This is a genomic window from Okeania sp. SIO2C2 (genome assembly GCF_010692625.1).
Lineage (GTDB): Bacteria > Cyanobacteriota > Cyanobacteriia > Cyanobacteriales > Microcoleaceae > Okeania > Okeania hirsuta.
Window position 1 is genome coordinate 107,930 of record NZ_JAAHGM010000013.1, and the last position, 14,863, is coordinate 122,792.

Annotated in this window: 17 protein-coding genes; 10 read left to right on the top strand and 7 right to left on the bottom strand. The window is 35.2% G+C overall.

Going from position 1 to position 14,863, the window contains the following annotated elements:
- Positions 1-372: 372 nt before the first annotated feature.
- The 5 genes from hpsU to F6K18_RS13450 all read left to right on the top strand — a co-directional run bounded on the left by hpsU (position 373) and on the right by F6K18_RS13450 (position 3,898).
- Positions 373-960, top strand: coding sequence for a hormogonium polysaccharide biosynthesis acetyltransferase HpsU (hpsU, locus tag F6K18_RS13430; RefSeq protein ID WP_287521457.1), 588 nt, complete (start codon positions 373-375; stop codon positions 958-960).
- A gap of 468 nt (positions 961-1,428) precedes the next feature.
- Positions 1,429-1,689, top strand: a complete 261-nt coding sequence (locus F6K18_RS13435) for a hypothetical protein (protein WP_287521459.1) — start codon at positions 1,429-1,431, stop codon at positions 1,687-1,689.
- On the top strand, positions 1,686-2,051 hold the full coding sequence (locus F6K18_RS13440; protein ID WP_287521461.1) for a hypothetical protein: 366 nt from the start codon (positions 1,686-1,688) through the stop codon (positions 2,049-2,051). The genes F6K18_RS13435 and F6K18_RS13440 overlap by 4 nt, the downstream gene beginning before the upstream one ends.
- A gap of 298 nt (positions 2,052-2,349) precedes the next feature.
- Positions 2,350-2,589, top strand: coding sequence for a hypothetical protein (locus F6K18_RS13445; RefSeq protein ID WP_287521463.1), 240 nt, complete (start codon positions 2,350-2,352; stop codon positions 2,587-2,589).
- A gap of 322 nt (positions 2,590-2,911) precedes the next feature.
- Positions 2,912-3,898: an NAD(P)-dependent oxidoreductase gene (locus tag F6K18_RS13450; RefSeq protein ID WP_161564410.1), complete on the top strand. Its 987-nt coding sequence runs from the start codon at positions 2,912-2,914 to the stop codon at positions 3,896-3,898.
- Between the two features lie 51 nt (positions 3,899-3,949).
- On the opposite strand, the gene F6K18_RS13455 is transcribed toward F6K18_RS13450, so the two are convergent.
- Together F6K18_RS13455 and trxA are read right to left on the bottom strand one after the other, a co-directional pair.
- Positions 3,950-5,380, bottom strand: a complete 1,431-nt coding sequence (locus tag F6K18_RS13455) for a proton extrusion protein PcxA (protein WP_287521465.1) — start codon at positions 5,378-5,380, stop codon at positions 3,950-3,952.
- Positions 5,381-5,641: 261 nt separating this feature from the next.
- Positions 5,642-5,959, bottom strand: coding sequence for a thioredoxin (gene trxA, locus F6K18_RS13460; protein ID WP_287521467.1), 318 nt, complete (start codon positions 5,957-5,959; stop codon positions 5,642-5,644).
- Positions 5,960-6,166: 207 nt separating this feature from the next.
- On the opposite strand from trxA, the gene fabG reads away from it, so the two are divergent.
- Positions 6,167-6,934, top strand: a complete 768-nt coding sequence (gene fabG / locus F6K18_RS13465) for a 3-oxoacyl-[acyl-carrier-protein] reductase (RefSeq protein ID WP_124144109.1) — start codon at positions 6,167-6,169, stop codon at positions 6,932-6,934.
- Between the two features lie 160 nt (positions 6,935-7,094).
- Positions 7,095-7,244, top strand: coding sequence for a hypothetical protein (locus F6K18_RS13470; RefSeq protein ID WP_287289503.1), 150 nt, complete (start codon positions 7,095-7,097; stop codon positions 7,242-7,244).
- Between the two features lie 81 nt (positions 7,245-7,325).
- On the opposite strand, the gene F6K18_RS13475 is transcribed toward F6K18_RS13470, so the two are convergent.
- Together F6K18_RS13475 and F6K18_RS13480 are read right to left on the bottom strand one after the other, a co-directional pair.
- Positions 7,326-8,228 (bottom strand): transposase, encoded by a 903-nt coding sequence (locus F6K18_RS13475; protein WP_287521469.1) that lies wholly within the window; start codon positions 8,226-8,228, stop codon positions 7,326-7,328.
- On the bottom strand, positions 8,228-8,449 hold the full coding sequence (locus tag F6K18_RS13480; RefSeq protein ID WP_287521471.1) for an element excision factor XisH family protein: 222 nt from the start codon (positions 8,447-8,449) through the stop codon (positions 8,228-8,230). Before F6K18_RS13480 ends, F6K18_RS13475 begins: the two co-directional genes overlap by 1 nt.
- A 654-nt stretch (positions 8,450-9,103) precedes the next feature.
- On the opposite strand from F6K18_RS13480, the gene F6K18_RS13485 reads away from it, so the two are divergent.
- Positions 9,104-9,997, top strand: coding sequence for a prohibitin family protein (locus F6K18_RS13485; protein ID WP_287521473.1), 894 nt, complete (start codon positions 9,104-9,106; stop codon positions 9,995-9,997).
- A gap of 193 nt (positions 9,998-10,190) precedes the next feature.
- Here the strand turns inward: F6K18_RS13485 and F6K18_RS13490 are convergent, their stop codons facing one another.
- The 3 genes from F6K18_RS13490 to F6K18_RS13500 form a co-directional block, all read right to left on the bottom strand.
- Positions 10,191-11,273 (bottom strand): ATP-dependent 6-phosphofructokinase, encoded by a 1,083-nt coding sequence (locus F6K18_RS13490; RefSeq protein ID WP_287521475.1) that lies wholly within the window; start codon positions 11,271-11,273, stop codon positions 10,191-10,193.
- Positions 11,274-11,845: 572 nt separating this feature from the next.
- The gene (locus tag F6K18_RS13495) at positions 11,846-12,112 is read right to left on the bottom strand and encodes a nucleoside hydrolase (protein ID WP_287521476.1); all 267 of its coding nucleotides are present in this window, start codon (positions 12,110-12,112) and stop codon (positions 11,846-11,848) included.
- A 71-nt stretch (positions 12,113-12,183) separates the two neighbouring features.
- Entirely contained in the window at positions 12,184-12,513 is a 330-nt protein-coding gene (locus F6K18_RS13500; RefSeq protein ID WP_287521478.1) for a nucleoside hydrolase, read from the bottom strand.
- A gap of 139 nt (positions 12,514-12,652) precedes the next feature.
- Here F6K18_RS13500 and F6K18_RS13505 point away from each other — a divergent pair, with 139 nt between their 5' ends.
- The gene (locus F6K18_RS13505; RefSeq protein ID WP_287326099.1) at positions 12,653-13,567 is read left to right on the top strand and encodes a 2OG-Fe(II) oxygenase; all 915 of its coding nucleotides are present in this window, start codon (positions 12,653-12,655) and stop codon (positions 13,565-13,567) included.
- 769 nt (positions 13,568-14,336) lie between these two features.
- A complete protein-coding gene (locus F6K18_RS13510) occupies positions 14,337-14,537 on the top strand; it encodes a hypothetical protein (RefSeq protein WP_287521480.1) in 201 nt (66 codons plus the stop codon).
- The last annotated feature ends 326 nt before the right edge of the window (positions 14,538-14,863 follow it).

Sequence of the window (14,863 nt, forward strand, 5' to 3'; positions counted from 1 at the left end):
GTTGTGGTAGAAAAATTTATCAAAATTCTCTCAATTTTCCCTCGTAACTATTTATCTACACCATAACCGATGAGTCGGCAAAAGTTATTTTTTGCATCAGACAAACCAGAAAAATAATCACAGAAATAGATAAAATTATTCTGGAGATTTGCTCTTTTTATGACTCAATTTATTAATCTATTCCACAGTCAAAATAAATTGAATAAACCTTTGAAAATTAACTATTATATGCTAATATGCTAATCAAGGTATTATAGGGAATTTATGTAAATTTCACTCTAAGTCTATAAAAATCACTATTTACCTAGTTTATATATCTAAATGGTATAAAATGATAAAATTAGAGTCAAGCCTAAAAAAAATTAACTCTCAATGATAAATAACCAACAAACAGAATCTTGGGTCGATCTTCGTAAATACAACCAATCTTGGTATGACCGAGGTAAACCAGGTTGGTTTGTACTGTTGTGGTGGTTCGTACAAGCAATAACTTTCCCACTAACTCCCCAACCTCTATATGGTTTGAGAAGATTAATATTAAGTCTCTTTGGCGCCAAAATTGGTCAAGGAGTTTTAATTCGCCCCACTGCCAGATTTACCTACCCTTGGAAAATAGCGATCGGCGATTATAGTTGGATTGGAGACGACGTAGTTTTGTACAGTCTTGACCATATAAAAATAGGTCAACATTGCGTTATTTCTCAGAAAAGTTACCTCTGTACTGGTAGCCATAATATGGAAGACCCCACATTTGCTTTACAAACAGCAAGTATTAATATTGGTAATGGTGCCTGGATTGCTACAGATTGTTTTATTGCTCCAGGCGTTAATATTGGTGCTAATGCTGTTATTGGTGCTAGGAGTAGTGTTTTTAAAGATATGCCACCAGGTCAGGTTTGTTTAGGAACTCCTTGTCAACCTCGTTACCCAAGAAAGATTAAGGGTAGTCCTGCATGGTAATGGTGAAGATATATATTTTTTAATTTCTCCCACACTCCCCATCTCCCCATCTCCCCATCCCCCCACACTCTCTTTACCATTACTATGTACCACCACCAGATTAAGATGTAATACCGTTTCACCGAAGTCAGAACTCAGAAGTCAGAAAGTTAGATTTGATAGACTAAAAACTTTTATCCTACAATAATTTGACATTTATAAGGAGCGAAACTATTTGTGACATCCTTAAAGTGAATTGGTATCATAAAAGTTATACATAAATATAGTCATATATAGTCAAGTGATATCAAATATCTTCGTTGATTTATACAAAAGAGCTACTAAATATTTGACAAAATTTAATAACTCCAAGGCCAAAGGTTTAATAGTATAATGAAATTGGCACTTGAGTTTCAGACTAAATAATAATAAAAATTCCGAAATCCTCGAATCCTAATATAATTTTAACCCCTTGATTTATGAGATTAGTTGAGAGACATATCCCATACAAAAAATCATCGGTTTTATCCTGAAATTGACCGACTGTGTTTCTTGTCTAAAAATCTCTATAACTATTCTAATTATTTAGTTCGTCAGTCTTTGATATTTGAAAAGACAAATAATTCCTATTATGACCTGCAAAAAACACTCTCTACTCAATCAGATTATCAAGCAATTCCAGCTAAAGTGTCTCAACAAATATTGATGATACTAGATAGAAACACCGAAGAGTTTTTTAGCAGCGAATGAAGTTGATAAACACCAAGGCATCAAAGTTTAATGCTCGTCCTCGTATTCCGAGATATAAAAATCAAATAACAGGAAGAAATCTTGTAGTTTATAGGACACAAGCTATCAGTAAAAAACAATTAAAACAAGGAATTATTAATCCTACTTATACAGGGATTTATCTAAAAACATTAGTACCTACTTCACAAATTAAACAAGTTCGTCTTGTCCCGAGACTCAACCATTATATAATTGAGGTGATTTATGAGAAATGTGAAAAACAATACGAGCTAGAGAAAAATCGTTGTGCCAGTATTGATATAGGATTAAACAATCTAGCTACATTAACTTTTAATAAGCGCCGGAATAAAACCAAAGAGTGATAAATGGCAGACCGTTAAAATCTATCAATCAATACTATAACAAAGTGAAAAGCTTCCTACAATCTCAACTCCAGGAAAATAGATCGAGCAAAAGACTGAAAAAACTTATGCTAAAAAGAGAATTTAAAATCAATGACTATCTTGCGTATTGCGTCTCGTTTAATTATTGATACTCTAATTAATCAGAAAATAGGAACTTTGATAATTGGGCACAATGAAGAGTGGAAGCAGAAGATAAGTTTAGGGAAAAGAAACATTTCATATTTTGTCTGTGTTCCCTATTAACTTGTTAATTGAAATGTTATCTTATCAAGCCAAGATGGTAGGCATAAATGTAATTATTACAGAAGAATCTTATACCTCCGCATCAAGTTTTATAGATAATGATTTGATTCCTGTTTACAAGAAAGGTCAGAATAATCAAGTCACTTTCTCAGGAAAAAGAATAAAGCGATGCAGCGCGGTCTTGGGGGTTTCCCCCATGAGCGACTGCATCAAGACAAAGAGGAATGCAATTGTACCGCAAGCATTGGATTAATCAATGCTGATGTGAATGGTTCTTTGAACATTATGAAAAAAGCAGCTCCCTTTTGTCTTTGACTATGGGATAGAGAAGCCAGTGCGTTGGTCGGGTTTCCCGACTTGAAGCAACTGGCGTGGTGTTGTAGTTCACGAGCGTCAGAATAACACCTGCGATCCGAAGGATATGTCATATTTGACCATATTTTTATGAACTATAAGACATTAAATTCTTATTAATAAAGATATAAATCAAGTAAAAATTGACTCAATAGAGAATATTATATTTTAATGTTATACTGTTTTTCGTTCAGGAAATAACCGATCTGAGGAGTATTATAGTGGTAGAATTCAATAAAAGATTTTCAAAAGTAGTTATTGTGGGGGGAGCTGGTTTCGTTGGTAGAGAAATAATTGTTCAGTTTCAGCCCATAGCCGATAATATTGTTGTGATTGACAATATGCGTACCGGACTCAGAAACAAAAAAGAATTAGAATTAGTTGAACTAATCGAAAATGATATTCGGGACTTGGGAGGAGATTGGCCAAGAGCTTTTAGAGGGGCTGATTTAGTGATTCATCTAGCAGCAAATATTGATACTCCCTGGAGTGTCAAGTACATGAATGATGATTTTAGTCTCAATGCGCTAGGTACAAAAAATATTGTTAATGCTTGTGTAGCAGCTAGTGTTCCTAAAATACTTTATGCTTCCTCAGCAGCAGTTTATGGTGCAGTAACAGAAGACAAACTGCCAATAACAGAAAATATATACCCAGAACCAGCATCTCCCTATGCAAAAACTAAGTTTCAAGGCGAAATAGAGGTATTGGCAGGTGCAAGAACCTATGGATATACAGCACATTGTTTGAGGATGTTCAACATTTATGGTCCCTGGGAAAGTCCGGTAACACTTGATGAGGTTCTTCTATATACACTTTATGTGTTAAAAAATCAAGAAATTTCTATTTTTGGTGAACCTTCAAATCAAGTCAGAGATTATGTTAGTGTAAGTGACATTGCAAGGGCTTATGTATTAGCTGCGCAATCTGAAAAACAAGGAGCATTCTTTTATAATATTGGTAGTGGCAAGGGAACAAATTTTGCTGAGTTGCTAAGTATTATTGAAAATGTAACTGGAATTATACCTCAAACCAAAATACTCCCATTAAGGCCTGGTGAACTGACTAAAAGCTGGGGTATTTATGAGCGAGCCAAGGAAATAATACAATATGAACATCAAGTAAATATTGAAGAGGGAGTTAAACAAATGGTTGATTGGATTAAAAATGCTCCTCAGGAAGTGCTTAATCTATATAAACTTAGCTAAGATTAAGACTATATTAATATTAACAATTCAGGAATTTTTTGATAATTGATATTACTCATTCATATTCTTGTAAGTTGCCACTGCAGAAGGCGAACTACGGTTCAAGTAACGGAATATCCAATACTTAAAAACAGCATCTAAAATCACCGGAAAAGTTGCAATAAACAAGAAATTAAAATCTCTACTTTCTGCTACTCCAAAATGTCTAGCAACATTTTCCAAAATCACTTCCCAACCATGAGGGGAGTGAAACCCCACAAACATATCTGTTAACAAAATCAGGATAAATGCCTTAGCACTATCACTAAGACCATATATCACATCATCCATAAAAGACTTTAAAATCTCAACATCTCTTCTATTAGCAGAAATAATGCCAACAAAAGAAATCAAAGATATCAGGTCACAAAAAATATTTTTAATAGCATTATTACTTCTATTTTTATATTCCGAAGCTATTTCTTGAGCTTTTTCTTCTACTTTATGCTCAATCAATTCTTCTCTTTGAAGCTTGGGTATTTCTGAAACTTCTTTTCCAGCTTCATATAATTCTGGGAATAATTCAGGACTATGGCCTAAATAAATTTTAAAATGAAGTTCTTCCTCATATTTGCGCAACTCCATCAAAGCTTCTTCTTCCAAGTCGCGGTTAATAAAAATCTCTTCTTGTTGACTAGAGCTTGGCATAAAATTATCGACTAAGTAACCCACAAAAGTTATTTTTGATAACTGGTGAATTAGTAGAGGCACTAAAATCAATAGTAAAATAAATCTAACCGAAGTAATAGTCTTAACTTTAGATTTTCTAAATTTCTTAATTACATCTTCTTCAGCTTCTGGGTCTAACTCTTTCTTGATTCTTTTGAAAGTATTTAATAATGAACGGGGTAAAAAGCTAGTTTCAGGTTGATCTCTTTTTAGTGTTTCTGTAGTATTTATAGCAGAATTAGATGATATATTATTAGTAGAATTATTAATATTATTCTCTTGACTAGATATTATAGCTAAAGAAGATGAAGTATCAGGCACTTCTACAATTGAATTAGATTTTTGAATTGGAGATTTTGTTTGTTTACGATATCGACTAGCTACTTCATCAATAAACTCTAATTTTCCCAAAATAATTGATGGTCGATCCTGAAATTCTTGCCGATAATATTTATTGAGTTTATCCTCGCTATCGCCAAACTGATTTTTCTCAAAAATACCTACAACTGAAATACTTGCATTAAACTCAGCTAATCTAGTTTCAATAACTTTTAAATATCGCTTCAATGCAGAATTAAAATAAGACTTAACACTATCACCATAACTAGCTGATGTTAAAGAAATCTGTTGACCTTCAAAATGTTGATCTTCAATCGCCTTAATATTGAGGGCAGCATCATAAGCCATATCCAAAGCTCTTTCAGGAGTTTCTCGGAACCACTCATTAGCACTCACAACAGAGAGTTTAAATTGCTTCCAGGAGTAAATAGCCATATTGATTATTTTCTGATAAGTTCAATCAGCTCGCCACTATTTATTACATTTAGAACTGATAATCTCAAGTTAGTAGTTTAAAGAGCGAGTAATGAACATTTGTATATTTGATAACAAGCAATTTCCACTTAAAAATAATATCTTTTTACTATTATCAACTTAGCTGGTATATTAGCATATTTTTGCTTTTAATGTGAGCATAAATATGATATTCAGCCAAATCATAATTATGTCTATTTCTTCAAGAATATTTAATTAAACTTAGACAATATTCTCTAAGCGTTCAACTAACTGTTGTGCTTGTATAACCCCTTCTATCTGTTCTACTGGCTGACCATTTTTAAACAAAACCAAAGTTGGCAAAGCTTGAATGCCATACTTTGATGCCAACTGAGGATATTTATCTGTATCAATTTTAACTATCCGCAGTCGATCTTTCATTTTTTGATTGACCTGTTCGAGAATAGGGGCCATCATTTGACAAGGGCCACACCAAGTTGCATAAAAATCCACTAGAACAGGTATTTTTGAACTAGCAAGTAATTCATCAAAACTATTAAACTGCTTTTTAATTGCCATCTTGAGAAAATATATACTTAACCTATAAATTATAGCGCTATGCATTAAGGTATTTAAAATGAATAAAAGCTGAAACCCTTTTGTATTCCCCTATTGCCTGTTGCCAGATGAGCTGTTGCCTCGCGCGTAACACTATATTAGCTTAACTCAACAAGCCATAATCCCCTAAGATAAATTAGTTTAAACCATATAGGAAAGGATTTGATTATGGAGGCATTACCCGAAACATTACAGCGTTTGAAAGGACAAGTAGCAATAATCACAGGTGCATCTAGAGGAATTGGTCGAGCAGCAGCTTTAGCATTAGCAATGGAAGGGGCAAATGTAGTTGTTAACTATGCTAACTCTAGTGGAGCGGCTGTGGAAGTAGTGGCAGAAATAGTTGCTGCGGGAGGCAATGGCATGGCACTTCAAGCAGATGTTTCTAAAGCTGAAGAGGTTGATACCCTCGTCAAAGAAGTGATGGAAAAATGGAGTCGCATTGATATTTTAGTAAATAATGCTGGTATTACTCGCGATACTTTGCTTTTGCGGATGAAACCCAATGACTGGCAGTCAGTAATAGACTTAAATTTGACGGGGGTTTTTCTCTGTACCCGCGCCGTTAGCAAAATTATGCTCAAACAAAAGAGTGGTCGTATTATTAATATTGCTTCTGTAACTGGGCAAATGGGTAATCCTGGTCAAGCTAATTATAGTGCAGCTAAAGCAGGGGTTATTGGCTTTACTAAAAGTGTAGCAAAAGAACTTGCTAATCGTGGCATTACAGCAAATGCTGTTGCCCCTGGGTTTATAACGACTGATATGACTAAGGACTTGAAAAATTCTGAGGAAATTATCAAATTTATTCCTCTCGGTCGTTATGGTACACCAGAAGAAGTAGCGGGTATGATTAAATTTTTAGCTGCTGATAGTGCTGCTAATTATATTACAGGTCAAGTATTTAATGTGGATGGGGGAATGGTGATGGCTTAATACCAATTTTCGGCGTTGCTGAATAGCGTGTATGATATTAATCTTAATTACTTAGGAGTCAACCCACCCCTCGCCCCTCCCCCTCCCAGGAGGGGTACTCATGAGAACTGAGTCAGGAGGGAAGAAAGAAGAAGAAACAGGAGTATAAGGAGAAAGTTTTTTGAACGCCCTCTCATCCGGACATGATATCATACCTCAAATCACCAACGCCCCAATTTCATATAGAAGCCATTTGATATCTTTGCAAGCGGTACGGGTTTTTGGCACAGGAGTCAGGAGTCAGAACTCAGGAGTTCGAGAAATAGAATAAGGGGAAAAGGTGTAAATTTGTCTCCAGATTCACCATCTACCCACACTCCCCCTATATTTTTAAATAGAACCCAAATGGGTTCTATAATGGAACAGCGGTGCGACCCCACGTCGGCGACAGACACAAGTGCTCGGAACCCGGCGTTTTGCTCCGCAAGATGTTTGCGCAGTACTCGGTAGGAAAACGCGCAAGCGTCCCGTAGGGAATAGTTTCCTCCCCATGAGAATGCCAAGTAACAGAGAGAATGCGCACTCCTGTGAGAGAACAGGGAATAGAGGTATGTCCTACTAATAATGTACGAAATTGTCTCCAGCCTAAATCACTAATAGCTCTGGACAATTTCCGATTTTTCATCATACCTGAAACGTTTAAATCTTCCAGAATAATTGTTTGGTTTTCACGAATTATTTCTGTGGATAATTTATGCAGGAAATCTGTTCTAGTATCTTTTAATTTACTATGTTTGCGCAGCATTCCGAAGGAAAATTTAGCTACCCTGAGTCTGGCTTTTTCATATTGTTTAGAACCATTACTTTTTTTTGATAATGATTTACTTAATTTTCTATACTTTTTAATTCGTTTTTTTAATGGTTTTGGTGCATCTACTTTTTTACCATTGCTGAATAATGTAGAAATGCCTAAATCTATGCCTACTGATTTGCTGGATTCTGGTAGTTTTTGTGGTTGAATTTCTACTACAAAACTCAGAAAGTATCTATGGGCTGAATCTTTGATTACTGTTACTGATGATGGTTCTCCTGGTAAGGGTCTTGACCACACTACTTTGAAACAACCTATTTTGGCTAAGTATACTTTGTCTTCATGTAGTTGAAATCCTCTTAAGGTAAACCAGGCAGTTTGTTTTGACCTGCGTTTTTTGAATCTGGGAAGTTTAATTGCTTTACCTTTTCTTTTACCCTTAGTTGAATTAAAAAAGTTTTGGTAAACCTGGTTTAAGTCATTTAATGATTGTTGTAATGGCACTACAGACACTTCTGAAAACCATTCTCTATTTTCTGTTTTTTAGCTTGAGTAATAAAGAGTTTTTGTAGGTCAGATTCAGCACCAACAAGTTTTTCAGAACCCAGATCGACATACATATCAACTCCACCAAATTCTATGTATAGAGGGTCGTCGGTAATAGTCCAGCCTTCTTTAATTAAGGCGTTTTTGACAGCATCATGGAATATATCTTGAGCTGGCATAATTATATATTAATACTTGACAATTATTTGATACTATTATTATATCTGAATTTGAGGTTTTACCTATCGGTCAAATATTATTTAAAAATCAACGACTGAGTTTAATAACTTTTGATGCTAAACAGGAGGTTATTTGTTCATGGATACCATAAATAATTATCATCAAATTATTACTAAAATCCTGGGAGAATATGCTAATGAGCCTGTCAACTAATTTTATAATCCTTTTATGGTAAGACTTCTAATTCCTTGCCTAGAAAATTATGCTATACCTTTGATCAACTATTTTTAATAAATAGTGAAAGCTGAAATGGTGTAAATTCGTTATCTAGTTTGTGATTGCAGAGAGCTTGGCACACTCATAACAATTACTCTAGTTTTACGCCTAGTATAACTGCATATCCTCCTTAAAACTGGAAATAGAGTTATATAGAACTTATCAATTGAAACTATAATACTAGAGTTTAGTCCCAAACTCCAGGTTGAAAAATGGATGAGGTTAAAATACTTTGCAAATCACCATTCTTTATACGATAAATCGACGTGCGGAATTTGTATTACTAATAATGGAGAATAATTTAATGGAGATTGAAAAGTCCAAAAACAGTCGAATGAAATGTCTTCAAAATGTAATCACTGAAAATATTTTACTTTATGAATAAACCACCAAGACAAAAATTTCCTCCTCCTAGAACATTAAATACTTCTAAGTCTATGCTCAACATTGAAAATCCGATAAAAATTGGTATCGCTGCTTTACTGGGATTATTTGGTATAGTGATGCTCCGCAGTACGTTCTTAATTCTTCAACCTGGTGAAGCCGGAGTTTTGCAGGTACTCGGTTCTGTCCGTGAGGGAGAGCCTATGCGTGAAGGACTTCATATCATACTTCCTTTTGTCTCTAAGGTTAACAAGTACGACATTCGGGTGCAAAAACACCAGATTAATGGCTTGACTGCAGCCTCTAAGGATTTACAAGATATCACCGCCGAGGTTGTGGTAAATTATCAAGTACAACCCAGTGAGCTAGTAAATATCCTGCGTGATGTAGGAACCCTTGATAATGTTAAAGAGAAGTACGTTGAACCTCAAGCGCAGGAAGCCTTTAAAATTGCTTCAGCTAAATTGAAAGCTGAGGAATCTGTGACTAAACGAGAAGAGTTGATGGAGACTTTTAATGCTTCCATAATTGAGCGTCTCCAGAAATTTGGTATTAGGGTAGTTGCCACTGCCTTAGTTGATGTGGATTTTTCTCCAGAGTTTTCTAAGTCAGTTGAGGAAAAACAAATCGCGGAACAGAAAGCTCAAAAAGCCAAATATATTGCTCAAGAGGCCGAGCAAGAAGCACAAGCAATGATTAATCGTGCTAAGGGAAAAGCTGAGGCCAATCGTCTAGAAGCGGAAAGCTTGAAAGCACAGGGTTCTGAATTAGTCATTCAAAAACTGTTCCTAGAATCATGGGATGGTAAGCTTCCTTTGGTGATGAGTGGAAATGAAGATACTCTTCTGCTCGATATGAACAAGCTAGTGGATAGTGATAAGAGATAAAAGACGAGACTGTGCCACAACGGGTTTATTGTACGCGCTCGGAATTAGGCGTAAAACTAGAGTCATTGTCATGAGTGTTTCAAGCTCTCTCTTGATTTACCTTTAATAATATCTTAATTCATAGCTTGATTCACCAACGCCTGAAATTAATATCCATCGGGTAGGAAAAGACTTTCCCACCCAACTTTTAACATTAATCTCCCAAACAAATACCCATACTCCGAGCAGTTTTAACTAAAGTATCATTAGGATCTACCGCTCTGTATTTAGATATCGCATCTGTAATTGGCACAGGGATCGCCTGTCGATTTTGCCAAGTTACCATGTAGTCGTATTTTTCTTCAGCAATGAGGTCAACTGCTGCTACCCCAAAAGCTGAAGCAATTAAGCGGTCAGTCGGGGAAGGAATGCCGCCACGTTGAATATGACCTAAGACGGTGACGCGAATTTCCGCACTACTACAAGCAGAGATTTTATTAGCTAGATATTGCCCAATACCACCAAATCTAGATTGACCCAAAGAATCATTAGTTGTGACTGCTTCTCCTGTTTCAGTACGCACTGCTTCTGCGACAATTACCAAAGAGTAATTTTTGCCTAAATCTTGGCGTTTACGGATGTAGTCACATATTCGCTCTATTTGGTAAGGAATTTCGGGAATCAATATTACATCTGCACCACCTGCAATACCAGCATTGAGAGCAATATGTCCCGCATCTCGCCCCATTACTTCCAGAATCATAACTCGACTATGACTAGCAGCAGTAAAATGTAAGCGATCTAGTGCTTCTGTGGCAATTTTGACAGCAGTATTAAAACCGATAGAAAGTTCAGTACAGCTGACATCATTATCAATGGTTTTGGGAATACCCACTAGATTCAAATTTCCTTGTTGAGCAAGTTGACGGAGAATAGCTAGACTGCCATCACCCCCAATACCAATTAAAGCATCAAGCTCTAATAAACGATACCCTTCAATAATTTCTTCAGAGCGATCGCGAACAGTTTCATCTGGCATCGGAAATGCAAATGGGTTACCCTTATTAGTAGTTCCTAAAATTGTACCACCTGCTGTGAGTAAGGGGTCGATTTTTTCAATTTCAAGTTTGATTGCTTTTGGTGGACGTTCCATCAATCCCAGGGTAGCTTGCTGAATGCCAAAAACTTCCCAATTATAAGTTCCAATTGCGCGATATACGACGGCCCGAATTGCTGGATTTAAGCCTGCACAATCTCCTCCACTGGTAAGGATGCCAATACGTTTGTGTTCTACCATAATTATGATTTTCTCTACAATAAAGAACATAAATTTGTAACAGTTTCTACTCTGAAGTTGAAGCTGTCTATCGGATTTTACCAGTCAATTGTCAGTATTTATATTTATAGGATTTTTCAGTTGGATGATAAAAGGTTTTTTGGTGGTGGTGCATTGTAATGGTGGTCTATTGTAATTATTTTTTCAAGGACAAAAGCAGTGGGAGCATCTTGCTCCCTTGCTTGTATCTTATATCATGTCCGGTAGCATCGGTATTGTATAGCAAAGGTAGGCAACAGGCAACAAACAGGAAGGCAACAGCTCCGGAAGGCAATTGAGCAAGAAAAAAACTTAAATTTCCTGTAGATATCCACGCTAACTTTTACACAAACGATACCAACGGACATGATATTACTCCCATGAAGCACCGTTGTTTATCCTCATCTACCATTACCGGAGCAGGACTAGCGGTTTTTTGATGGAGTTATCAAACAAGTTAAATTAATTCACCAGCTAAAGTTAAAATTTGACCATTTGCGCTCGGTAGTAGAGAAGTGAGCAATTTTTTGTTTTCAAATAAAGAACCGATCGAATTAATTTAATACTATAGAAAATATAATTAATTCATAAATTAATTTATCTTTATTCGGCGTTGGTGATTTGAGGCATGATATCTTGTCGGGATAAGAGCGCAAATAAAAAACTTTTCCCGGTACATTTAAAGCACCACCCATCCACACAATTTCTTGAATTTTTGACTCAATTTCTGGAGCAATATCTAAAGCTACAGCAACAGTTGTTAAAGGACCAGTTACCATTAATGTTACAGGTGCTGGTGCTGATTTTAAAACTCGTACCATAAAATTTTGACCAGGTTCTGAAACTAAAATAGTATCAATAGTTTCCTTCTCATTTAAAATCGGAAAATGGTCTACAGCAAAAGAATCTCTTCTAAATAAAACTGGAAAAGGATTAACACCACGTTCGGAAAATGGTCTACAGCAAAAGAATCTCTTCTAAATAAAACTGGAAAAGGATTAACACCACGTACTGTGCTTTCTGCCACTGGAACATCAGAACATCCCATTAAATCGAAAATTTTTCGAGTAGCATTAATTGCAGGTTCAATATAACAATCAGCAGGGGTGACAATTACTCCTAAAGATTGAACATTTTCCATGGTCATTAGTAAAACAGTGGAGAGAAAATCATCTACAGCACCATCATGATCCATCAGTACAAGTTTTTTGGACATCAACATTAAAGATTAGATTTCAATTAGAATTATATGTGATATTCAGATAAGTTTAGGAATGTTCATTGAGATTTTATCTAAACCAATGAGATAAACTATTAACAGAAAACGTCATCAAACCTTTAGTAAATAATTGAGTTGAATTATGTACACAGAATCATCAGCAAGGAATAATAATATTAACAACAATATTGTGCCAGTAGAAAGAGTAAATAAATTACTGTTTCAGTCAATTGATACTTTAGAAGAAATTCTCAAAAATCAACAACTTCCGGCACAAGAACGAGCAACAGTAGCCCTGAAAATTCTAGAAATGACAGGTATTTTGTCTCAAACCAACCCTCGATCGCCAAGTACATTAATATCTGATGCTCAACAACAAATAAACCAATTAAATACAGATAATTTAACAAGAAATATTTCTGCTTATACACCTAAAATAGCACAAGTAAAATCTACATTTTTACCTGCTGTTCATGTAGAACTTCAAAACTTTTTATCTCCCGAAGAAAATCAAAAAGCTATAGAAATTGCCATTCAAAAACGCGACCAATATATTGAATCAACCACTACCACTAAAGCAGATCGATATCGGCAGTCTTATGTACTATTTTCACAATACTTTCCCGAATTATCAACACTTATTCAAAGCAAAATATTACAAACCTTGCCAGAAGTATTAGCTCAACTAAATTTTCGTCCTTTCGAGATATCAGAAATTGAAGCGCAACTAACAGCACATAATGATGGATGTTATTACAAAATTCATAATGATGCGGGTAGCGAAAAAACAGCAAGTAGAGAAATTACTTATGTGTATTATTTTTATCAAGAACCCAAAGCTTTTTCTGGAGGTGAGCTAAGAATTTATGATACTGAATTAAAAGCTGGTGGAGTAATAACTCATGAGAATTTTCAAACTATTACGCCTGCTAATAATTCCATTATCTTTTTTAATAGTCGTTGCAGACATGAGGTAATGCCTGTAGTTTGTCCATCAAAAGCATTTGAACATAGTCGGTTTACAGTTAATGGTTGGATTAGAAGATTAGTAGCATAAATAGTTATTTTACTGAAGTAAAGCAGGGAATAGCGGTGCGACCCAGTGTTGGCGACAGACGCATCTGGTAGCGGACTTCTGTGAGGGAACAATAGGAAAAACATTTCCCCCTATTTAATTGATCATCACTCTATACCCTAATGTCGTAAACAACTAGTTCTTTGCTGTACAAACAAATTTTTTGTCTACTCAGTCATCATGCAATATTCCTTCTGTATCAAAAGGGGGAATATTTTTTTTTAAGTTTTGCCAACTATCTAGAGACTATAAAAAAAAGCCCACCATAATATTAAAAACTCCAAAAAAAGTGATGTACTGATACAGGATATGCTAATTGCTATAGCTTTTATCATATTAATGATATACAGTATTTTTTCTACTTATTACTTTCTAGAGTTTTGTATCTCACCAATTTTATAATTACTATATAGCGTTTCTGAAGAAGCCTTAGGTACAGTTTTTTTTTAACTGTTGCCTACTCCCTAGAATTTTATCTCTCACCAATTCGACAACTTCTATATAAGAATTACATACAGCTTGAATATTTCTCATTCCGTAAAGGAAAAAATACTATATATTGCGTAAAACCGTATTTCTTAACTGAAGAATAATTTATACAACGACATTAATAATTAAATAAAAAATTATTCTGATTATTTTTGTCATAGACATCTATTTGCAATGAATTATAAATATACCTCTTGATAATTTTTTGCTTCTACTACACCTGAATTTAAAGTTTCATTTTTGTGATTGAGAGGTGATTGTTATGTACAATAAAAATGATTTAATACTATCTATATTGACATTAATTGTAGTAGTAACAATGGGATTGCCTACTATAGAAATTAACAATAATCTGGTAGAACGATATTCTGATGAATTAGGTGAAGAAGTTTTTCATCACTTTGTGAGTTCTTCTGATGAAGACCCTCCTGTTCCCTATAAAGGAGGAACAACCCGTGGCTAAATTTAGCAGATAATTTCATCAAGTTAAATTTGAGGATTTAGATATTTATTAAGAGCTGATTTATAAAGTAAATTTTACAGCGCTTTTCAAATGGATGAATCACATAATCAAAAACAACCCCAGGCTTTACCACTACATTGCGCAGGTCAAAGGAAAGACGTGAGTCGCAAGCAAATACCCTCCCGAAGCACTCATTAAACTACGCTCTAGGCTGGAATGGAACTCTTGCCAGAGCGTTCGCGGGAGCGTCGCGCACTAATTGAAGAAGCTTCTGCCAACTATGGTGTGTCATATCAAATCCCCTGACTTCGGAGTAATTTGAAGAA